Here is a 22,184-nt window from a genome sequence, read left to right as displayed (position 1 = left end):
TAAACTATAGCGGCAGGTGATATGGATGATTTCAGAACGGGTCTTATTTGCAACTTCAGTCATTTTGACAGTTACAGGCATTTTTGTCGCCAGCAATATTTATACACTAATCCCAATTTACGGGGAAATAGCGGACTCATTTAAAGTAGATGATAATCATATTGTGGCCGGGGGAAGTCTTTTTGCATTTTTTTATGCTGCTGGCCTATTATTCTTTGGACCTGCTTCCGATACATTTGGCCGACGCAGAATTATAATTTCAGGTTTGCTTGCCTCTGCTTTATCTACTTTTGCCGTCGGGCTCTCTCCTAGTGCAGAGGCGCTCTATATTACCAGGTCAATTCAGGGAGTAACCCTCGGCAGCTTTGCACCTGTTGCCTTCGCTTATTCTTTTGACCTTTTTCAGCCAAGGAGCCGTACGCTTCTGCTGGTTTTCATTAACACAGGATTTCTTGCTGCGGGCATAGTTGGGCAGCTGATCAGCTCGGCAATTACTTTTTATTATAAATGGAACTATACTTTTTATTTCTTTGCAGTTTGCTATTTCATTCTTTTCCTGGTCTCGTGTAAAATACTTCCCCACGCTTCTCGTCCATTCAAATCAAAGATTTCTACTGTTATTATTTTGAAAAAACTTATAAAACAGAGAAGCCTGCTCAAATGTTACGCCATCACCTTTTCTCTTCTGTTTTCGTTCGCAGCTTTTTATGATGCCCTAGGTAGAAATTTCAATGGAACTATGGAGGAATTGTTCACAATAAGGGCAGTGGGTTTGATTGGGGCTCTTTTATCACTCTTTACCGGAAAACTAATTACGCGGATTGGGGCATACTCCACATTGAAGCTTGGTTTACTTTTGGGGACAATCAGCATTATTAATATGTTTTTCTTCAGCAGCACGAATGGCCTGATGGGTATTTCCATCATGTTTGTGGCAGCCATATCCCTTCTTGTTCCCACTGTTATCACATTGATTGGCATGCTTGCAGGAGCCGACCGCGCGAAAGCCTTGTCTCTCTATTCTTTTATACTATTAACCGGTGCAAGCCTTGCACCGCCAGCGGCCATGATTCTTCAATATCATAATGTATTGTATTTGCTTCTTGCGTTTTTTCTTATAAATTTTATTTTTTGTTATTTTCTATCAAAAGAAGCTGCTCTTGATCTTCAGTCATAATATAGGCTAAGCGCGGAACCATATCCGCGCTACCTCACTCCCGTAAAGATTATTATTCAGGAGATAGGATCCCATAGATAAATAAAGAGTCCCCGAAGAGACTCTTTATTCGTACATTTCCACAAATACCGTGGCTCCCATTCCGCCTCCGACACATAAAGAAGCTATTCCTTTATGGCCTCCTCTTCTCTTTAACTCATGAACAAGACTTACGACAAGACGGGCACCTGTACATCCAATCGGGTGTCCGAGGCTGATGCCGCTTCCATTTACATTTACTTTTTCCCGGTTTAAGCCAAGTTCTCTCTCAACAGCCAAATATTGGGCCGCAAATGCCTCATTAACTTCAATCAAATCAACTTCTTCAAGGGACCAATTGACACTGGAAAGACCATTTTCAACTGCCGGAACAGGTCCTCTTCCCATTACTTTCGGATCTACTCCCGCAACAGAGAAGCCAGAAATCTTTGCCAGCGGCTTCAGTCCTCTTTCGAGAGCCAGTTCTTCCGGCATGAGGACCAGCGCTGCTCCGCCGTCATTCAGGCTGGATGCGTTCCCTGCCGTTACCGTTCCGCCCTTTTTAAAAATCGGCTTCAAGCTGCTCAGCTTTTCCGCTGTTAAGTCCGCACGCGGGTTTTCATCTTTTGCAACGGTTACTTCACCTTTCCGGGTCTTCACATTAATTGGAACGATTTGTGAATCAAAGTAACCGTTTTCAATTGCGTGCAGGGCTCTCTTATGGCTAAGCAATGCCGCTTCATCCTGCTCTTCCCTTGTGATGGAATGAATTTCTGCGAGGTTTTCTGCTGTTTCCCCCATCATGATATGATGGATTGGATCTTCGAGAATCTCCCACACTGTGTCGGTTACCTGTCCATGCTGCATGCGGGCACCCCAGCGATGCTGCTTTAATACATAAGGACTGGAGCTCATGGCTTCTACTCCTCCTGCAATCACGATATCTGACATGCCTGATGCAATCTGCAGGGAAGCGGAAATAATGGCCTGCATACCCGATGCACATTGTCTCTGGACTGTGAACCCTGTTGTTGTATCATCAAAACCTGCAAGCAATGCTGCTGTCCTTGCTGTGTTCGGTTCATCTGTACGCTGAATACAGTGTCCCAAAATTACTTCATTCACGTCACCGTTCTGCAAACTGCTTCTTTCTGCAGCCTCTTTTAATACTGGAACAATCAAATCTGTCGGCAGAAGATCCTTAAAGGCCCCTCCAAAAGTCCCGACTGGTGTTCTTACTGCTGATGTTATTACAACATTCCTCATACTTTTACACCCCTTTTACTATTAATACCGCTCGGAATCAGGTTATTACATCATTATACCGCCATCTACATGCAGGACCGTGCCGTTCACATAATCAGATTCATCCGAAGCCAAAAACAGATATGCATTCGCAATATCCTCCGGTTTTCCCAGCCTGCCCAGCGGAACCATGCCTTGCATTTGCCCAATCACCTTTTCCGGCACTTTTGCTGTCATGCCTGTAGAGATAAATCCTGGGGCCACGGCATTAACGTTAATTCCCTTTCGGCCGAGTTCTTTTGCCCAGGTTTTGGTCATTCCCACCACACCTGCTTTGGCTGCAGCGTAGTTTGTCTGTCCGACATTCCCATAAATTCCGGAAACAGAAGATGTATTGATAATTTTTCCCCTTCCCTGCTCAAGCATGAATGGAAGCACTGCTTGTGTACAATGGAAAACACCTGACAGATTCACATCCATAACGGCCTGAAAATCATCCGGGGATAACTTTGAAAGCATCCCGTCCCTGGTTATTCCGGCATTATTGATAAGGATGTCAACTTTCCCAAGTTCCGCTTTTACAGCTTCCGCCATACTGTCTATGCTTTGCCTGTCAGCGACATTAACCTGAAAGAACTGTACATTTAATCCTTTTTCCTTGAGCTCTTGAGCTCTGGTTATTCCCATATCTGCGTCATAATCAGCCATGGCTACTGCAGCTCCTTCACCTGCAAACCTTTCTGCTGCAGCGAGACCAATCCCATTGGCTGCACCTGTAATAATAGCGACTTTATCCTTAAGTCTCATTAATCGCACCTCCACAATATATTCAAAATTCCGACATTAACAACTGCAATAAATCGGTAATATGTACACCAGCTTTTATTCGACAAAGCCCGCAGATTCTCCTGTATCCCCTGCAATTATTCTTAAAGGCTGTTTTCGCAAAGTTTGTTGCTATTTATATTATATTTACTGAGTTGATTGTAGTGGAAGGTGCGAGATCCTCGAAAATGCATTCGCATTCTCTTCGTGCGGTGTTTACTCAACGTAGCCTATTCAACGTCCTACGGGAGTAGCGGGACAGGTGAGACCCCACAGACGCGTAGCGTCAAGGATGCTCACCGCCCGCCCCGTGGTTCACTGAGCATCCTCTCACTGCAATTTATACGAAAAGAGCCTCTTAAATGACGATTCCAGTCTTTCAAGGGAACTGTTGGGAATTACTTGAATCGGTTTAACCGCAGCCAAAATAGGCTAAGAAATATAAAACAATAGACAGCAAATTGGAAAGGGGCATTTATCATGAAAGTTGTTTATGGATTGATGACACAAAACGGAGACGCCCAAGAGCTGTTGTGGGACTTGGGATTTTGGGAAAGTGAAGAATCCGCAAAGGAATACTTAAAAGCCGAAATGGCCAGTTCACGCGGAATTACCGTAGAGCCTATCAATATCAATGACGCTATCCCCATTCACCTGGAAGAACTGGAAGAAGAAAGTATGGTTAGCTGTTCTCTTTGCGGAATTGAATACAATCGTGAAGATGTGAATATGACTGATTATAATGAAAACGTTTGTGTAAACTGCGAACCTGAATATAGGGATAATCCTAATTTGCATGTTATCTAAGATTAACTCTTTCTGCCAAAAATAAGGGACTCGAATATTCGAGTCCTTTATACTATAAAATCTGTTAGAATGACACATCCATTTCATCAAACGGCCAATAGCGAAGGTTTACTTTTCCTACAACCTGGCCGGCTGAAATAAAACCAAAATGCCGGCTGTCCCAGCTTCCGAGGCGATTATCTCCCATAACAAAAAGTTTGCCCTCCGGGACAGTTTCTGTGCCCGTCATCTCCAGCAAAGTAAAGTCACCTGTCAGTTTGCCTCCTGAGATTTCTTTCCGGTACTTATCTAAATAAGGCTCATCCACTTTCCTGCCATTAATAAATAATTCATCATTACGGTATGCGATTTCATCCCCAGGCATTCCAATTATTCTTTTTACAAAGTCTTCTTCATCGTTATGATGGAAAACAATGACGTCAAAGCGCTCTAAGTCGCTGACCTGATAGCCGATTTTATTGACAATCAGCTTATTTCCATCCTGAAGGGTAGGCATCATGGATTCCCCTTCTACAACGTAATTGGAGAAGAAAAAAGTCCGAATAAAAGCAAAGATGATAATGCCTATTGCAAAAGCCTTCAGCCATTCCGCTCCTTCTTTTCTCAATCCTTCCTTCACCATTCATCTCCCCTAGTACTTATACAGTCAATGCTTTTTCTTCCCGTGTTCTTTTTCTACGCTCATATTCATCTTTATTTCAATAATTTTGCCGACATACCAAAGAATGAAAATTACCAGTGCAACAATAGCAGTCCGAATGGGCTGTGTTATCAATGATCTGATATCATATCCGACAAAGCTTATTGTAAAAATCATCACTATTTTTCCTGTCAGGACTGCCAGCATATATTGAGCGATACTGATATTAGAAAGACCAGCCACAATATTGACAACCGCTGAAGGAGTAAACGGAAAACAAAGCAGGATGAATAATGGCCCGAACCCATGCTTTTCAACCCATTTCATAAGCTTCTGTACCTGCTTATTTTTTTTCAAAAAACGGAGTATTCGTTTCTGGCCATATTTTCTGACCAGCAGGAAAACAAGCAGTGCTCCTGCAACTGCTCCGATCCAGGAGTATAAAAACCCCAGCCAGAGACCAAATGCACTCGCATTTGCCATAACAAACAAAAACAGAGGCAGAAAAGGCAAAAATGCTTCTAGCATTGGAAGCAGAATACCCGGAAGAGGTCCAAATGAACGATACTCCCGGATTAAATCCATTATATTCTCTAATGTAAACCAATCTTTGAGCAATTCAAAATCCATTAGTATCTCCTTGTCCACTATGCAGCAATACCTTAGTCACTCGTTTTGATAAATAAGTTTCCCCTAGTTTTACCATTTCCCCTTTTATTGTACACCTAATCCGGCAAAAACCGTGTTTCTAACTTTTTTATTTAGAAAGAAATTCATGGATTGCCGCTTTATTCGCCTCTTTATTTATGCCCAGAACCGCAGCACCATTAATTCTCTCGTTCTCAAATGTTCCATCAACAGGAACACGAAGAGTCTCTACATCCCTGTTATCCTTTGATAAGAAATCTTTTCCGATATACAGAATATCTCCCGTGTTCATATTGGTATTTACAAAAGGAGTTAACACCCCGATTAGTTTTGGAAGCTTCGTAATCGTCTGAAGGCTTGTAAACTGGCTTGCTACTTCTTTCATTACCTTCTGTTGGCGTTCTACTCTCCCAAAGTCCCCTACTGCATCCTGCCTGAACCTGACGTACCCAAGGAGATGCTCTCCATCAAGCCGTTGCAGGCCCGGTTCGAGTGTTACACCGATATTGGCAGACATTCTTTTTTCCACATCAATTTCTACACCTCTGGGAAAAGCTTCATCAATTAAATGTACAAAGCCTTCAAAGTCAACAATCGAGTAATATTTGATATCTATATCAAAGTTCTCTTTGAGCGTCTGCCTCAATAACTCAGGGCCTCCATAAGCAAGAGCAGAATTTATTCTGTTTTGCCCATGGCCAGGTATGTCCACATACATGTCTCTCATAAAAGAAATCAGCTTATATGTGCCCTTTTCAGGATGATACTGTGCAACCATTATGGTATCAGCCCTTGATTTCTCCTCACCCCTTGCATCACTTCCAAGAATCAGGATATTTGTTCCGCCATATTTATCTTTTTCGCCATTAAATTCAAACTCTTCCGTCTGTATGTTTGCTTCTCCTTCTGTCTGGGAAACACCTTGCTTAAACTGAAAATAGGAATAGCCAAGGGTTCCTGCAATCAAGAGAAGCAGAATTAGGAGGACAGATCTCCACTTTCCTTTCTTTTTCTTCTTTTCATATCTATCTGATCTCATAAGTATAAGTCCTTTCTTTAAAGCTAATTATGGAGGGGTGTTAACACCTTCACCTATATTTGACTGCATAGTTCATTAAAAAGTTTCGATAGCTATGCTGGTATATCCTGTATACCTTATATTTTGCAGATGAATTGGATTCTTTGCAATTTATTTTAAATAGTTTTTTGCATAAAAAAATGACATCATTGTTATATCGGCAAGTTCTGTGTCCCTTTACACCCTTATGAAAAAACCGCAGACCCGAAGGCCTGCAGTTTTACCTCAAAGATATTCATCAAACCAGCCGGTTATATAGTTGAGACGGCTGATTCTCAAATTTGGTTTTCCGCTTCTTGAAAGCTCATGATTGGCTTCAGGGAACCGGACAAACTTTGCTGTTTTCTTCCTATGCTTTAAGGAAATGAATAGCTGCTCTGCCTGTTCGATTGGACAGCGATAGTCTTTTTCACTGTGAAGAATCAGGAGTGGTGTATTTATGTCATTCACATAAGCAAGCGGAGAGTGTTTCCATAGTTTTTCTATATCATTCATATCACTTTTGATTTGCCAATCAGTAAAATAGTATCCGATATCACTTACTCCATAAAAGCTGATCCAGTTAGAAATGGAACGCTGAGTGACAGCTGCCTTGAACCTGCTGGTGTGTCCAATAATCCAGTTTGTCATAAAGCCTCCATAGCTTCCGCCTGTTACGCCCAGCCGTTCTTTATCGATGAAATCGAAATTTTCGAGCGCGTAATCGACTGCATCCATAATATCCTCGTAATCCCTGCCTCCATAATCTCCTCTGACAGCATCTACAAAGTGCTGGCCATATCCATGGCTTCCCCGTGGATTGATAAATAAAATCGCGTAGCCTTTTGCAGCGAGGCATTGGAATTCATGGAAATAAGAATTGGCATACATAGCATGGGGGCCTCCATGGATCTCAAGCACAAGCGGTGCTTTTTGGCCCTCTTTCAAATGGACTGGTTTCATGATCCAGCCATGGAGGTCCCACTCGTCCGAAGATTTAAACTGAATGGGCTCTGCATCTGTCAGTTCCACCCCTCTCAGGAACTCTTCATTGACTTTTGTCAGCTGTTTTAATTCCCCTGTAGGAACATCAAGTAAATATAACTCCCCGGGAATTGACGGCCTGCTGATGGCTACAACCGCTTTATTGATAGTTCCACCCGTTGTCAGTCCGTATACATGCTGCTGATCCAGCAGGGCAGGATATAATTCTCCATCTAAAGAGCCATAGTAAACAACGGTATTGCCATGATCAGTTGCCAGGAAATAAAAGCTTCTGCTGTCCTCTGCCCAAAGAATTCCCGGTGTTACTGCACCCTGCTGGAAATCTCCAATGGCATAATCACCAGCCAATATATCCGATTCTGCAGTCAGGCACTGCAAATGCTCAGATTCGAGGTTATACACCCATACTTTCGTATGCGTAGCATTTTCGAATTCCCTTTCATGCCCAAATAATCCTATGTATTTTCCGTCAGGGGACCATGCAGCGCTTCCGAAATATCCATTGCCATTTGTAATCTTTTTCATGTCCTTTGTTTCAAGATGGATGATATACACATCGCTTAAAAAAGAAAAATCCTTATCTTCACTCAAATCTGCCGTAACAGCTACCCATTGCCCATCTGGAGACCAGTCCTGCAATTGGAAATCATGTTCTCCGGTTGTCAGCTGTTCCACCTCGCCAGTTTCTATATCTATTAAGGCAACCTGGCTGTACCTTCCGTTCCAAAAACCCTGGGCGTCAGATTTGTGCTTCATTTTTTCTATCTCAATCGGTACTGGCTTTTCTTCCTTTTTCTCCTGTTTTTCCAGTGTTTCTGCGGAGTCACCCTGTTTTAATGAAAGATTGAAGGCTAGTTTCTTTCCATCAGGGGACCAGACAGGATTTGAAGCACCATTTGCACAATGTGTCACCTGTCTGGCTTCTCCGCCAGCTTTGCTCATTACATAAATCTGTGATTTCCCGACTCTGTCTGATACAAATGCAATTAACTCCCCATCTGGAGACCAGCGGGGTGAATGATTACGGTGTTTGCCGTAAGTCCACTGCACAGGCTTATTGCTTTTTTCAGTATTTATGTAAAAAATATTTGAACTATATGTATTTTCCTCTTCAAGCATTCTGGTCTCGACAAAAGCCAAATCATATCCATTCCTGGAAAGCTGGGGATCAGCCGCAGATTTTAAATGATAAAGGTCTTCTGGTTTAATCGTTCTTTTTTGCGTCATTTATTTCACCCTTCCTAACTGTGTGTTCTACTTATTTCGACATCAGAAATAAAAACCCTTCCCAATTAGCTTTTGGCTGAAACTTTTTTTCATTATTGGAAATGATGAAGTATAACAGTATTTCGACAAATATAGGCTCTTGCAAGATAAAACATTCCTTTGTAAAATTAAATAAGAACATACGTTCTTTAACAAAGCAGGATACTATTATTTAAGGGGAGCAGAACAATATGACCAGAATTCCTGAAGAAGACCGTAATATTATGGAACAGGCTATTTATCTGCCAATGGTGCTGACGGTTTTAAATCGTGACTCTATTGTCATTAATAAAAGCCCGTTTAAACTAAAACAGCCATATCTTGATTTGGTTGAAGAAACGATGAAGGTCATTCAAAGTGAACTCTCTGAGGTAAAACGCTATATGAATAAAAACCAGTTAAAGGTACAGGAAGTAAAGAGGGATGAGGCATTTACTATGTTTATGTTTCTGTATAAGGGATATGAGGAACACCATAATTACTTTAATCCCCGAATCCGCAATAAAGTTCAGGAGCTAATGACCTATTACCTTATTAAAAAACCTTTGCCTGGACCAGGGAAAAGCCGGAAAGCCAATTAAAATTTGCAATAAGAAAGCCTGCAGCTAATAAGGCAATATACACGGAAAATAGAAGCATGAAACTCCGCATGCTTCTTGGTTGTCCTTCAATTCCAGCCCTTCTCTATTGGTAGGCTCCTTTTCTCTCCGAAGCATTCATTATTTTGAAACCATTCGCATTGTAATGTGACTTTCTCTCTGAATCTTCTATCCTTTTTGTCAATGTCGTTTTCAGCAGTGCTGTTCTGAGCATCTGGTTATTAAGGGTTGTATACGAGGCTGGAATTATAAAGCTTTGCTTGTTATTAAACACTACTTGGGTTTGTGCATTCTCCGCCCGCTTGAAGTAATTGATGTGATTCAATGCAATCCACATACATTCCGGGTTGCTTGGAGAAGCTGTCGGGAAAAAATAAATGAAATTCGTGGGGTCAATCGTTATCGGAGCTTTATGGGTGAAGCCGGTTAATTGGCGTGTACCCTCTTTTCTTCCTTCATAGCTTGAACCAAAATATTTGCAGCTGCTTTTAATGATTTCAATCGGCTTAAAGGGAGAAGTTACTTCATCATCAAGCTCCCATATTTGCGAATAAACTTTTATCCCATAAGAGAGAGGTTTAATAATCATCGTATTTGGATTGATTTCATATTCTTCAATTATTTGAATATTTTGGGTCATACGTTTTCATCTCCTTTTCTTTTTCGTTCTCGCTTTTTCCATATTAACACCAATTTGTCTAAAAATTACTAATTCATTAAATAGTTTTTAAATTGTTCACATTTTCGGCATCCTGAAAATATTTTCTAAAAATTTAAACAATTTAGTTGAATATTCAAAGGTAATTCCATATAATATTAAAAAGCTCAGGGGTGATTTCCATGAAGGAAAGATCATACACCGACTTAAAGAAAACGAGTGGATCCAAGCGGAAAAACCTTAAGGAATCTTTTGTACTGGATCTTTACCTTGAAATGCTTATTTCAGAGATTCTGCTCATTAATGAAAAAGAAAAGCTGATGAAAAAAGTAGACGCGGCGATTGATGAAGGAAATAAACCGGCATTTATGCATTTTTCGAAGCAATACAAAGAACTTGCCAAACGTTTTGGCACTTAAAAAGCAGTTTGCGCCCCGCCAACCAGCGGGGTATTTTATTTTTAGTCAGGAAGGTTGGGAATAATGAACAACAGGCATTTATTTTTAATGGGCGGAAGTCCTCCATTCGGGAAAAGGTTAGGAAGAATGTTTACAGAGTTCTCCTGCGGCTCGGATGGCAAAATAGCTATACTCTTTTTGAAAAGGGATGGCTGGGAGATGTATATGAATAAGTATACTTCTGCTTTGATTCCTAATGGAGCCAGGAATTTCTGCTATCTGCCGCTTTCCCTTGAACCAGCAGAGTCTTATCTTCAAGAATTAAAGTCCTGTTCAGGCATCATTATTGGAGGCGGTGACACAGAAACTTACAGGAAATGCATTGTGGATAATAAAACCGGAGAATGCATTAGAAAGATGTACATGAATGGTATTCCTGTAGCAGGTTTTTCAGCAGGCGCCCTGATCATCCCGGAACATTGCATCATTCCCCCTATTGATACCCCTAAAAGACAGCACCTTTTTTTGAAAGGACTCGGATTAATCAGAGATTGCGCCATCAGTATCCATTTTACCAAGTGGAATGAACGGGAAAATCTAAAGGCAGCGGCAGGAAAAATCAATGCAGCGACTGGTTTTGGAATTGACGATGATGCCGGTGTCTATTTTCACAATGAAATTCAGGCTGACGATGAAGGAGACATACATGTTTATAAAAATGCAACTTAAAAAAGCAAGCCGATTGGCATGCTTTTTTAGTTATGTTGAAGCATCATTCATCTGTCTGTTTCCGTTCTTTTTGCCTCTGTTCCATTTCAAATTCTTCCAGCATGGAAATCCGCTCAAGCATCGTTGGATGCCCATACCGGAATACCTTCACAAGAAGCGGCGGATTTACCTGGCTTAAACCAGCCCGGGTCAGCTCCTGAAATGTTTCTATTGCGGCTTTTGAATCCTTTGTCATTTCAATGGCATAGCGGTCTGCCCTTGTTTCCTGATACCGTGAAACAAGATTGGAAAGAGGACTTGAAATAAAGAGCAGCATGGAAAGGATCATCAAAAACAGCGGGAGGGAACGTATATCATTTACTGCAGGAATTTTTAGCGCCCTTCCCCATTTATCTACTGCTTTTTCCATTAGCTTAGCTGTCAAATACAGCCCCAGCAGAGAAAGCAGCAAGTATCCTCCAATTCCGATGTAAATATGCTTCTCCACGTAGTGGGCCATTTCATGTGCCATTATAAACAGAATTTGATCTTCAGTTAATTTATTCAGAGTTGTGTCCCAAAGAACAATTCTTGAATTTGAGCCGATCCCTGTTACATATGCATTCAACGCATTCGTTTTCTCGGCCATATCGACCTCAAAGACATGTTCAGCCGGTATTTTAGCCTGATTGGCCAAATCAAGAATTTTCGTTTCAAGTTCCTTATTTTTTAAAGGATAAAAATCATTATATAAAGGGTCAATGACAACCGGCTGCAGAAACATCATAAATAAGGTAAATGGAACTGATAATAGCCATGCGTAAAGCCACCATCTTTTCCTGCTCTTATTAATAAGCCAGTAAAGAACAGACACGATAAGAAGCATCATTCCATAATTAACCCAAAAATCAATGAGTTCATCCTTCATCCATCCACTGAAGCTCTGAGTGGAGATATTATACGTTTTTGAAAGCGAAAAGCTGATATAGCTTAATGGCATCGTGGCAATAAAGGCGAAAAAAGAAAGCCAAATCAAATAGATTGCCGTTTGCAGGAATTTATATGGCGCAGTCTGTTCCGCCCACTTTTTGAAAGCCTTTGATAAGCCAAATAAAAGAATAAATAAATAAAATATCCATTCAAAAGGTGTAGAAATAAAAAACATCAGGTTTCTTATTTTAGAATATTCCTCACTGAGCATCAGTTCCCTGCCGTTCAGGAAAGTTGCCGGATCTGCCCGTGACCCTTCATACTCAAAGGGCAGACTGGTGTCAGCAAAATAGAATAAATACCAATAAAAAAATAAACCGTATACGAAAAAGGCCAGGGCCCCATAAAAACCTAATTTCCGCGCCATCCAATTCCCCTCCTATGGTACAACCTTTCTATATTTAGTTTAGTATAAAAATCTGTAAATAGAACTCATTTGATGGGACAATCGTTTCTTTCTATTCCAGAAATTCTATTGAAAAAGCCGGTTCAAGAAGGAACCGGCTAAAGAACATCCATCATTATCTTTTCTAAAACAAAAAAGAATATACAGATAACACAGCGATCGATCCCAGCACAACGACAATTACATTTGCTCCTAAAAAGGCTGCCAGAAAAGCAGCAGCTGCACCGAGCAGACCAAACCAAATATCTTCATTTATAAATAGAATACCCGGAAAAATGAGTGCCCCCAATGTCGCATAAGGCACATTCTTTAATATCCCCTGAACAAAGCCGGGAAGCTCCTTCCCTTTAAAAAGCACAAAAGGCAGCAGCCTTGGGATATAAGTAACTGCTGTCATTCCAACAATCATCCACACAATATGGCTACTCATGCTCCTGTCCCCCTGCTCCTGCTTTTTACACTTTCAATCCATTCCACAATTACAGCCGATAAAAGCGTGGCCACTACAATTGCCCAGCCTGTCGATAGCGTATTAGTCAAAGTGAAAATCGTGTTAAAACACGCTGCAAGTGCGGCAAGAAAAACAACTTTTAAACTCTTTTTCATAGACGGAACAAGAAGGCCAACAAACATGGCATAAAGAGCAACAGACATGCTTTCCTGCAAGGTCTGTGGAAGGTTCGCCCCAATAAGATGCCCAATCCCCGAACAAATGACCCAGCTTGCATAGGAAACTGATATGAGCCCTAGCATATACCCGCTTGTTACCTTTTCTTCCCGCACAGCGGCAACTGAAAAGGTTTCATCTGTAATCCCAAATGCTAAAATCACCTTGTTGGCTGCCTGTTCATCTTCCCACTTTTCATTAAGAGAGGTAGACATCAAAAAGTGCCTTATATTCACTATAAAAGTTGTTAGGACAATTTCAAATATGCCTGTCCCAAGTGTAAGCAGGCTCAGGGATATGTACTGTGCTGCCCCGGCAAATACCAGTAAACTCATTAAAACTGTTTCCCCAATTGTAAGGCCGGTAGTTTTGGCAAGCAGCCCAAATGTTAAAGCAATGGGTGCATATCCTATCGCGATACTGATTCCCGCCTGTACCCCTTTTCTAACTTCACCGGAAGGCTTGCCGACTGCAAGTTCTGCCATGATGCTCACCGCCTAAAAAATATAATAAAAGGTTCTAAAAATTATACTATACTAGAATTAAAATTAGAAGAATATGTTATCGTATTCTTTTGGATTGGCTGTTTTCGCAAAGTTTGTTGCTATTTATATTATATTTACTGAGTTGATTGTAGTGGAGGGTGCGAGATCCTCGAAAATGCATTCGCATTTTCTTCGTGCGGTGTTTACTCAAGGTAGCCTATTCAACGTCCTACGGGAGTAGCGGGACAGGTGAGACCCCACAGACGCGTAGCGTCGAGGAGGCTCACCGGCCGCCCCGTGGTTTGCTGAGCATCCTCTCACTGCAATCAACGGACAACATTGATAAGCGAAAAACAACAATTTATACGAAAAGAGCCTTTGGATTTAATGCCGCTTGAACAAAAAATCCGAACAAGGCAAAAACCTTGTCCGGTCCACACTTCTAAATAAGAATCGCCTTGTCGCTGTTCATTTTCTCTCCGCGGATTTTCTGGAATTCCTCCAGCAGTTTTTCCACTGTCAAATCCTTCTTCTCTTCCTCATTTGTTTCAAAAATAATCTGGCCTTTATCCATCATGATCAGCCTATTTCCCAGGTCAAGAGCCTGCTGCATATTGTGGGTTACCATTAATGTGGTAAGTTTATATTTTTCCACAATCTCTTTCGTGAGGCTGGTAATTAATTCTGCACGAGCCGGGTCCAAGGCAGCAGTATGTTCGTCCAAAAGTAGTATTTTAGGCTCTGTGAATGTCGCCATCAAAAGGGAGAGCGCCTGCCGTTCTCCACCTGACAGCAATCCAACTTTTGCTGAAAGTCTATTTTCCAATCCAAGATGAAGCATTTCCAGATGACTCTGGAAAAAATCACGCCGTTTCCTGGAAACCCCTTTGCGAAATCCGCGCGCCGCAGTTCTTGCATAAGCAATGGCCAGATTTTCCTCTATCGTCATGGCAGGGGCTGTTCCGGCCATCGGATCCTGGAAAACACGTCCAATCAACCTGGATCTTTTATGTTCCTTTACGAGAGTGACATCCTTTCCATCAACCAGCACTTCTCCCATATCAGGAACCAATTTGCCTGAGATCATATTCATAAGAGTGGATTTTCCCGCTCCATTACTGCCGATAACCGTCATGAAATCCCCTGGTTTCAGGTGAAGATCGATTTCGTGTAGAGCTGTTTTTTCATCTGGTGTCCCTTCATTAAATACTTTATGAATCTGATTTAATTGCAGCAAATTGTTCACCACTTTTCCCATATGCATTCATTTTTTTCGCTTCTGCCAATCTTCTGCGCTTTCTCTGCTTCTCCTTCTGCTGCTGAAAAAGCTTGGGCAGAATCAGCGCACCAATCACGATTACTGCTGTAATCAGCTTCATATCTCCTGTTTCAAGGAATTCCACTCTCAATGCAAGAGTTACGATAACCCGATATAGAATGGCTCCTCCGATAACAGCCAGTGTAGCTCTGACAATTGTTTTTGCACCGAAAATTGCTTCTCCGATGATTACTGATGCAAGCCCGATGATGATCATCCCGATTCCCATTCCGACATCACTGAATCCGTTATACTGTGCCACTAAGGCTCCTGAAAATGCCACCAGTGCGTTTGAAATACCCAAGCCGGCTATCTTCAGGAGGTCTGTGTCAGCAGAAAAGCTGCGGATCATCGTTTCATTGTCTCCAGTCGCCCGTATAGCCAATCCAATATCTGTCTTTAAAAACAGATCAATCAGTACCTTAACAGCAAATGCCAAAACCAGCATAAGCAATAGAATTCCCCAGGTTTTAGGAACAAAACTCATTCCCAGTGCCCCAAACAGGCTTTCGATAGCCTGATCAACCCCAAGCCCCTGCCAGAATGCTGTAAGTTTTGTGATGGACGTTTCCTCAGACAGCAGAGGAACATTTGACTTGCCCATAATCCGGAGATTGATAGAGTACAACGCGATCATCATTAATATTCCGGACAAGAGGGCATTAATTTTTCCTTTTGTATGAAGAAGGCCTGTAAGACACCCTGCTGCAAAACCCGCAAGTAACGCTGTCATTGTTGCCAAAAAAGGATTGTATCCTCCTACTATCATGACAGCTGCTACAGATGCGCCCGTTACAAAGCTTCCATCCACCGTCAGATCGGGGAAATCCAATATTCTGAATGAGAGGTAAACCCCCAATGCCATTAAGGCATAAATTGCTCCTGCCTCAATGGAACCAAAGATAGCTGTTGGCATAGTAATCTCCCTTTCTATTAGAAAAGCGCAAGCGTTGGTGGTTATTTGCTTACATTACTCCACAAACTCAGCAAGCCCGTTCCATTCCTCTTTAAAGTCAATGCCCATTTCTCCTGCAGCCTTTTTATTGATTACCAGCTTTAGATTCTGCGGATATTGGACAGGCAGTTCGGATGGCTTCTTGCCTTCTTTTAGGATTTTCGCCGCCATTTCCCCGGCTTCATATCCAATATCTTCATAGTCAAATCCGTAAGCAGCAAAGCCCCCGCGTTTAACAGAATCCAGCTCTCCTACGAAAAGCGGGATATCATTGTCATTTGAAACCTGAATGACAGATTCTAAAGCGGAAACGACAGTATTATCCGTAATAATATAGATGGCATCTGCTTTTCCGACAAGTGATTCAGCAGCCTGTTTCACTTCAGAAGAATTGGATACGGTAGCTTCGGCCAATTTCATATCTGTACCTGACAGTGCTTCCTTCACCTTTTCAATTTGAACCTCTGAATTTTGTTCTCCGGAATTGTAAATAACACCCACCGTTTCAGCCTCAAACTGTTCATCTATAAATTTAACCATGTTGGGTATCGCATCAGGATGCGTATCTGTTGTTCCAGTTATATTTCCTTCTGGAGATTCCATTGATTTTACTAATTGTGCTCCCACTGGATCAGTTACTGAAGTAAATACAATCGGTATATCCTTCGTTGCATTGAGGGCACTTAATGCACTTGGGGTAGAGTTGGCAAAGATCAGGTCTACTCCATCTCCGGCAAAATTATTGGCAATGGATTGATTATTATTCTGGTCCCCCTGCGCAATCTGGACATCATAGCTTGCTTCAATGCCTGAATCCTCTATTGCCTTTTTAAAACCTTCCAGTGCCGCATCTAACGAAGGATGCTCGACAATCTGAGTAACTCCTATATTAATTGACTCTCCCTTTTCTTTACCCGCAGAGCCGTCTTCCCCATTTGTACTTTCACTTCCGCAGCCACTCAGCAGTAAAGTTCCTATAAGACCTGCGGCAGCTATAGCTTTAAATGTTTTTACTCTCTCTAACATACTGGTTGATCCCCCTTTTATCTCTATCCTTTTACTTTATCACTTTTATGCTTTTATGCTTTTGTTCACTAAATTATATAGTCAATACCCGTGCGATTCAAGAGATTTTTTAATAATTTTCAAAAAATTATTATATTAAAAAAAACACCGACAAAAATGCTGCGGTGTTTCATTTTACATATTGTCCGTTGATTCAGCGAGAGGTTGCTAGAGCGAATCACGAGGCGGGCGGAGAGCCTGCTTGACACTGCTCGCCTGTGAGATCTCACCTGTCCCGCTACTGCCGTAGGATTTTGAATCTCCTATCTTGAGTTAACACTGCGTGAAGAAAATATTCGCATGCATTTTCAAGGATCTCTCAATTTCCACTACAATCAACTCAGTAAATAGCAACAGATTTTGCGGAAATAGCCTTATTTTATTTCCCCTTAAACTCAGGTTTTCTTTTTTCGGCAAAAGCTGAAAGTGCTTCAACTCTATCTTCCGTTGGGATAATAACTTCGTATGCCTTTCTTTCAATCTGAAGCCCAGTCTGCAAATCAACGCCCATGCCATGCTTTACAGCAAATTTAGCCTGTTGAAGGGCAAGTGGTCCATTGTTAAGCATTTGTCCGGCAAATTCAAAACAATCATTTAAGAGATTATCCTTTTCAGCTACTTTAGTAAGGATGCCGTAAGCAAGCGCTTCTTCAGAAGTTAGCCTTTTTGCAGTCAAAATTAATTCAAGGGCTTTAGCCTGGCCAATTAGTCTTGGCAGCCTCTGTGTGCCGCCTGCACCAGGTATGATGGCTAAGCTTGTTTCTGTGAGTCCCATGGAAGTGCCTGAAACTGCAATGCGGAAGTCGCAGGATAGTGCTAATTCCATCCCTCCACCGAACGCAAAACCGTTTATAGCAGCAATAGTAGGCTGCGGAAGCTGATCAATCAGGGAGAATACCTCACCTATTTTATATACATTTCTGCGTACTTCCACGTCAGAAAGTGTCCTGCGCTCTTTAAGATCCGCTCCAACGCTGAAAGCTTTTTCTCCAGCCCCTGTAAAAATAACAACACGGACATCAGGACTGGTGCGCAGTTTTTCAACTGATTCCTGGAGCTCCGACAAAGTTTCATAATTAAAAGCATTCATTGCATCAGGGCGGTTAATCGTCACTACCGCAATATGGCCTTTTTTTTCAACTGCAATAGAACTCATATGTATCTCTCCTCTTTCTTTTGCTATCTAATAATTTAATTCGATAATTTTCGCGAAAACCCTTTCAGATTTAGCAATTCAGATTAAGAATAGAAAAGGACAGACAAATGCCATGCCTGCCCTTAAAAACCTATTTAGCCTGAAGAACCTGATTCTTTAATGCCCTTCGTAAGATTTTGCCAGTTGTATTCTTTGGAAGCTCCTCTAAAAATTCGATCGATGAAGGCACTTTATATCTAGCCAGATGCTCTGCACAGTATGCAAGTAGCATTTCTTCTGTCAGCTGAGGGTTATTTGTTACTACATAACACTTTACCGCTTCACCCAGATTCGGGTCAGGCACGCCCAATACAGCAGCTTCTACAATCTGCCCGTGATTATAAAGCACCTCTTCTACTTCCCGCGGATATACATTATAGCCGCCGACTAAAATAAGATCCTTTTTACGGTCAACGATATAGAAATAGCCTTCCTCATCCCTTTTTGCAAGGTCCCCTGTATAAAGCCAGCCATCACGGATTGTGGCGGCGGTTTCTTCCGGCAGCTTGTAGTACCCCTTCATTACGTTTGGCCCGCGTACGATCAATTCACCAACTTCACCAACAGAAACTTCCTCGCCCAATTCATTTACGACTTTATTCTCAACGTTCATAATGGATTGTCCGATCGATCCTGCTTTACGCGGTTTATCAAGCGGATTGAAGCAGGTAACCGGAGAAGCTTCTGAAAGACCGTATCCTTCCGAAACAATTACATTGAATTTCTTCTCAAAACCATGGAGAAGCGCAACCGGCATGGCAGCACCACCTGATATGCACAGCCTTAATGATTTCAGATCTTCCGGATTGCCATCTTCATATTGAAGAAGGAAATTGTACATAGTAGGAACTCCAGCAAAAACAGTAGGTTCATATTTTTTGGCTAGCCTGAAAATCTCTTTCGGGCTGAATTTTGGATCTATTAAAATGGTAGCCCCATTCATCAGAGGTGCATTGAGAGCTACCGTTAAACAGAACACATGGAACATAGGCAGAGTCGTAATAACCCGGTCATTCTCATTCATGTGTAAATAGTCGCTTACATCCTTTGCATTGCTGTAGAGGTTTTTATGTGTAAGCATGGCCCCTTTTGGCTTTCCTGTTGTACCGGATGTATATAGGATAACTGCTGTTTCATCTTCTTCGAGTTTAGGGCCTTTAAATCCAATTTCACCTGAAGCAATTAATTGTGTAAACGATTTCATTTTTGGAAAAGCAGATAATACAGTCAGATTCTGTTCTGAGGCTTGTCCTTGGGGCGTTTCACAAATAATATAGTTATCCACCTTTGGAAGCGCCGAATGCATTTTCTCAATTAAAGGCACTAATAGATCAAGCGTGACAACCGCTTTTACATCACCATTATTTACAATGTAGCCGATTTCATCAGGTGTATAAATTGGGTTGATCGGTATAACAGTTGCTCCAAGCCGCAATGCTCCATGGAGGCCGATAACGAAATGCGGTGAATTCCCCAGTAAAAGAGCAATATGATCTCCTTTTTTCACTCCCAGCTTAGAAAGCCCATCCGCAAATTTAGTTACAGCACCATCAAGCTCCGCGTACGTACTGGACTGATCCATAAAATAATAGGCAGTCTTATCGCCCATTTTAATCGCCGTTTCATGCAGCTGCTCTGTTAAATTCATTTACACTCCCCCTACAATGAATGAATAGTCATTCATTTTTATTAAATAAATTTTCTAAATATATTATATTGAAAGAAATTTTTGTATTCAAGTAGGAAGGCGAATCTTTCACAATTTCTTTTTTTCTGAGTGACTGGCTCGCAAGACCATATAAGAATAAGAAAAGCCGGCATTATGCCAGCTCTCTTTCATTAATACACCAGGTTAACGAATTCTTCTTTAGTCACATTTCCGAAATAATGCTTAATTTCCACTCCTTCGAGAGCCTTTTCAATCTCTGACTTTTCATAGCGAGTTCCTGTCAGCTTGTTTTCTATTTCACTAACATCGCCAACCCCAAAGAAGTCTCCGTATATTTTGCATCCCTCAATTTTTCCTTTTGTGACATTAAGTCTGATGTCAATTTGACCAACAGGGAAGCGGTGAGAATGCTGAAGATCAAATTTAGGTGATCTTCCATAATTCCAATCCCAGTTTTGGTAACGCTCTCTGGACAGCTGGTGAATTCGTTCCCAGTCCTCATCCGTAAGCTTGTACTCCGGAATTTCATCTAAATCTCCAAAAATATTTTTTAGAAGCAAAGTGCGAAATTCTTCGATCGTGATTTTTTCACCCAGGAACTCCGAGATATTAGCAACCCGGCTTCGAATTGATTTAATGCCCTTTGATTCAATTTTATCTTTCTTTACCTTAAGCGCTGAAACGACATTTTCAATTTCGGAATCAAACAAGAGGGTGCCATGGCTAAACATTCTCCCTTTGGTGGAAAACTGGGCATTTCCAGATATTTTTCTGCCTTCTGCCATCAGATCATTCCGGCCGCTTAATTCTGCATTCACACCAAGCTTCTGCAAAGCTTCTGTAACCGGTTCGGTAAACTTTTGGAAGTTGTGAAAGCTGTCACCATCATCTTTCGTAATAAAACTGAAGTTGAGATTGCCTAAGTCATGATAAACGGCCCCACCTCCAGATAGCCTTCTGACAACATGGATGCCATTATCCTCAACGTATTCCGTGTTAATCTCTTCCACCGTATTCTGGTTTTTTCCGATAATAATGGAAGGTTCATTAATATAAAACAGCAAATAGGTTTCTTCAATATCAAGATTTTTTAGTGCATATTCCTCAATAGCAAGGTTAATTCTGGGATCTGTGATTCCCTGGTTGTCGATAAATAGCATCAGTTTTCCTCCTTAAAAAATATGAGACCATTGGTAATCGGCTATAGAAATAGGGCCGGCATATTTAGTCGTTGCCTCCTCCTTCAGCTTTCGAAGTTCACCATAATGAGGCAAGTGTGTCAGCAGCAGATTATTCACCTTTGCTTTGCTTGCCAATGTTCCAGCATCCAGGCTTGTCATATGCCCTGCACTTTTCCCGTTCTGATGACCATAAAAATTACACTCGCAAACTAATAGATCAGCATTTTCGCTAAATGCCACCAGCTCTTCTTTATAAGAAGTATCTGCCGTGTAAACCAGTGTTTTGCCGTCTGCTTCAATTCTCATTGCATAACATGGCACAGGATGGTTGGTTTTCATAAAGCGGATTTGAAATGGTCCTGCTGTGAGAGTGCCTTCAGGATCATAGGCAACTCCTTTTGTAATATCCTTATATGTAAGTTTGGCAAATTCAGTCTGGTCGAAAGAATGTCCATAAATCGAGAGTGCAGCTGTTTTCTTACCCAGGAAACCCTGAATGAGCCTGGCATGCTGCAGCACTCCTATATCCGCAATATGATCTGGATGATAATGCGAGATAATCAGCCCATCTAAGTCTTCTGGCTGAAAAAAATTCTGCATTTTTGAAAGCACGCCGCTTCCACAGTCGACCAGCAAATGAAATCCTTCATGCTCAAGCAAATACCCGGAACTGGCCCCATCTGCTTTAGGATATCCGCCCCAACTGCCGATTACAGTTAACTTCATCACAAATTCCCTCCTACTATAACTGGATAACCTGGTTTTCCTATGTCCAATATACTCGATTATGCCTATTTTTTCACTTTTTTAAAATTGTATTGAAACAGATGTTGACACAAAAATACTGTTATAATACAATAAACTTAAATAATCAAACTATTTAGAACAAAAACACATATTAGGAGGCTTCAGTATGATTCAAAACATTATGGAGTTTTTCAGAAACCTGCCGGCAAAGCAATGTTCAGAATGTGGGAAGTCGATCGACGAACAGCATGAATGCTACGGAAACAAGTGCGAAAAATGCATGGGAATGACAGATTTATAGAATAATATATTTAAAGCCAGCCCTGTTTAGACTGCACCCCTTATAGTAGATGTTGAAAAACCCACAGTTGGGCAACATTGACTTAAGGGGTGATTTTTATGGCCAAAAAAGGGCAAAGGTTACAAAGTTATTCTTTGGAGATTAAAGCGGAAGC

General features: G+C 41.4%; 23 protein-coding genes. 6 read left to right on the top strand and 17 right to left on the bottom strand.

What is annotated here, in order from left to right:
* The first annotated feature begins 25 nt into the window (after window positions 1–25).
* Window positions 26–1,177 (top strand): MFS transporter, encoded by a 1,152-nt coding sequence (locus tag M3205_RS16195; RefSeq protein ID WP_251170872.1) that lies wholly within the window; start codon window positions 26–28, stop codon window positions 1,175–1,177.
* Between the two features lie 105 nt (window positions 1,178–1,282).
* Here M3205_RS16195 and M3205_RS16190 read toward each other — a convergent pair whose 3' ends face one another.
* Window positions 1,283–2,461, bottom strand: coding sequence for a thiolase family protein (locus tag M3205_RS16190; RefSeq protein WP_251170871.1), 1,179 nt, complete (start codon window positions 2,459–2,461; stop codon window positions 1,283–1,285).
* 45 nt (window positions 2,462–2,506) lie between these two features.
* Complete coding sequence (fabG, locus tag M3205_RS16185; RefSeq protein ID WP_251170870.1) at window positions 2,507–3,247, bottom strand: 3-oxoacyl-ACP reductase FabG; 741 nt, start codon at window positions 3,245–3,247, stop codon at window positions 2,507–2,509.
* A 498-nt stretch (window positions 3,248–3,745) separates the two neighbouring features.
* Here fabG and M3205_RS16180 point away from each other — a divergent pair, with 498 nt between their 5' ends.
* Window positions 3,746–4,072: a hypothetical protein gene (locus M3205_RS16180; protein ID WP_251170869.1), complete on the top strand. Its 327-nt coding sequence runs from the start codon at window positions 3,746–3,748 to the stop codon at window positions 4,070–4,072.
* Between the two features lie 64 nt (window positions 4,073–4,136).
* On the opposite strand, the gene lepB is transcribed toward M3205_RS16180, so the two are convergent.
* The 4 genes from lepB to M3205_RS16160 form a co-directional block, all read right to left on the bottom strand.
* A complete protein-coding gene (gene lepB, locus M3205_RS16175; protein WP_251170888.1) occupies window positions 4,137–4,691 on the bottom strand; it encodes a signal peptidase I in 555 nt (184 codons plus the stop codon).
* 27 nt (window positions 4,692–4,718) lie between these two features.
* Window positions 4,719–5,342: a TVP38/TMEM64 family protein gene (locus M3205_RS16170; protein WP_251170868.1), complete on the bottom strand. Its 624-nt coding sequence runs from the start codon at window positions 5,340–5,342 to the stop codon at window positions 4,719–4,721.
* 127 nt (window positions 5,343–5,469) lie between these two features.
* Window positions 5,470–6,399, bottom strand: coding sequence for an LCP family protein (locus tag M3205_RS16165; RefSeq protein ID WP_251170867.1), 930 nt, complete (start codon window positions 6,397–6,399; stop codon window positions 5,470–5,472).
* A 264-nt stretch (window positions 6,400–6,663) separates the two neighbouring features.
* The gene (locus M3205_RS16160) at window positions 6,664–8,649 is read right to left on the bottom strand and encodes a S9 family peptidase (RefSeq protein WP_251170866.1); all 1,986 of its coding nucleotides are present in this window, start codon (window positions 8,647–8,649) and stop codon (window positions 6,664–6,666) included.
* 230 nt (window positions 8,650–8,879) lie between these two features.
* Between M3205_RS16160 and M3205_RS16155 the strand changes: the two genes are divergently transcribed.
* Window positions 8,880–9,269 (top strand): hypothetical protein, encoded by a 390-nt coding sequence (locus M3205_RS16155; RefSeq protein WP_095243851.1) that lies wholly within the window; start codon window positions 8,880–8,882, stop codon window positions 9,267–9,269.
* Between the two features lie 103 nt (window positions 9,270–9,372).
* Here M3205_RS16155 and M3205_RS16150 read toward each other — a convergent pair whose 3' ends face one another.
* A complete protein-coding gene (locus M3205_RS16150) occupies window positions 9,373–9,927 on the bottom strand; it encodes a competence protein ComK (RefSeq protein WP_251170865.1) in 555 nt (184 codons plus the stop codon).
* A 200-nt stretch (window positions 9,928–10,127) separates the two neighbouring features.
* Between M3205_RS16150 and M3205_RS16145 the strand changes: the two genes are divergently transcribed.
* Both M3205_RS16145 and M3205_RS16140 read left to right on the top strand, forming a co-directional pair.
* The gene (locus M3205_RS16145) at window positions 10,128–10,364 is read left to right on the top strand and encodes an IDEAL domain-containing protein (protein ID WP_251170864.1); all 237 of its coding nucleotides are present in this window, start codon (window positions 10,128–10,130) and stop codon (window positions 10,362–10,364) included.
* Window positions 10,365–10,427: 63 nt separating this feature from the next.
* Window positions 10,428–11,072 (top strand): Type 1 glutamine amidotransferase-like domain-containing protein, encoded by a 645-nt coding sequence (locus tag M3205_RS16140; RefSeq protein ID WP_251170863.1) that lies wholly within the window; start codon window positions 10,428–10,430, stop codon window positions 11,070–11,072.
* Window positions 11,073–11,115: 43 nt separating this feature from the next.
* Here the strand turns inward: M3205_RS16140 and M3205_RS16135 are convergent, their stop codons facing one another.
* From M3205_RS16135 to M3205_RS16090, 10 genes are all read right to left on the bottom strand, one after another.
* The gene (locus M3205_RS16135) at window positions 11,116–12,408 is read right to left on the bottom strand and encodes a M48 family metallopeptidase (RefSeq protein WP_251170862.1); all 1,293 of its coding nucleotides are present in this window, start codon (window positions 12,406–12,408) and stop codon (window positions 11,116–11,118) included.
* 163 nt (window positions 12,409–12,571) lie between these two features.
* On the bottom strand, window positions 12,572–12,877 hold the full coding sequence (locus tag M3205_RS16130) for an AzlD domain-containing protein (RefSeq protein WP_251170861.1): 306 nt from the start codon (window positions 12,875–12,877) through the stop codon (window positions 12,572–12,574).
* On the bottom strand, window positions 12,874–13,599 hold the full coding sequence (locus M3205_RS16125; protein WP_251170860.1) for an AzlC family ABC transporter permease: 726 nt from the start codon (window positions 13,597–13,599) through the stop codon (window positions 12,874–12,876). The genes M3205_RS16130 and M3205_RS16125 overlap by 4 nt, the downstream gene beginning before the upstream one ends.
* 442 nt (window positions 13,600–14,041) lie before the next feature.
* Window positions 14,042–14,836: an ABC transporter ATP-binding protein gene (locus M3205_RS16120; RefSeq protein WP_251170859.1), complete on the bottom strand. Its 795-nt coding sequence runs from the start codon at window positions 14,834–14,836 to the stop codon at window positions 14,042–14,044.
* Window positions 14,811–15,833: an ABC transporter permease gene (locus M3205_RS16115; protein WP_251170858.1), complete on the bottom strand. Its 1,023-nt coding sequence runs from the start codon at window positions 15,831–15,833 to the stop codon at window positions 14,811–14,813. The genes M3205_RS16120 and M3205_RS16115 overlap by 26 nt, the downstream gene beginning before the upstream one ends.
* Before the next feature lie 54 nt (window positions 15,834–15,887).
* On the bottom strand, window positions 15,888–16,898 hold the full coding sequence (locus M3205_RS16110; RefSeq protein ID WP_251170857.1) for an ABC transporter substrate-binding protein: 1,011 nt from the start codon (window positions 16,896–16,898) through the stop codon (window positions 15,888–15,890).
* A gap of 418 nt (window positions 16,899–17,316) precedes the next feature.
* Window positions 17,317–18,093 carry an enoyl-CoA hydratase-related protein gene (locus tag M3205_RS16105; RefSeq protein ID WP_251170856.1) on the bottom strand — a complete coding sequence of 259 codons (777 nt, stop codon included), beginning with the start codon at window positions 18,091–18,093 and terminating at the stop codon, window positions 17,317–17,319.
* Window positions 18,094–18,223: 130 nt separating this feature from the next.
* The gene (locus M3205_RS16100; protein ID WP_251170855.1) at window positions 18,224–19,780 is read right to left on the bottom strand and encodes a fatty acid--CoA ligase family protein; all 1,557 of its coding nucleotides are present in this window, start codon (window positions 19,778–19,780) and stop codon (window positions 18,224–18,226) included.
* Window positions 19,781–19,971: 191 nt separating this feature from the next.
* Window positions 19,972–20,961 (bottom strand): lipoate--protein ligase, encoded by a 990-nt coding sequence (locus M3205_RS16095; protein WP_251170854.1) that lies wholly within the window; start codon window positions 20,959–20,961, stop codon window positions 19,972–19,974.
* A gap of 12 nt (window positions 20,962–20,973) precedes the next feature.
* Complete coding sequence (locus tag M3205_RS16090; RefSeq protein WP_251170853.1) at window positions 20,974–21,708, bottom strand: MBL fold metallo-hydrolase; 735 nt, start codon at window positions 21,706–21,708, stop codon at window positions 20,974–20,976.
* Window positions 21,709–21,895: 187 nt separating this feature from the next.
* On the opposite strand from M3205_RS16090, the gene yhfH reads away from it, so the two are divergent.
* On the top strand, window positions 21,896–22,030 hold the full coding sequence (gene yhfH / locus M3205_RS16085) for a protein YhfH (RefSeq protein WP_095243839.1): 135 nt from the start codon (window positions 21,896–21,898) through the stop codon (window positions 22,028–22,030).
* Window positions 22,031–22,184 lie beyond the last annotated feature (154 nt).

The sequence above is a fragment of the Cytobacillus firmus genome (assembly GCF_023715565.1).
GTDB lineage: Bacteria > Bacillota > Bacilli > Bacillales > Cytobacillaceae > Cytobacillus > Cytobacillus firmus_C.
The sequence above is the reverse complement of the archived record's forward strand: the minus strand, read 5'-3'. Positions and strand labels throughout refer to the sequence as shown.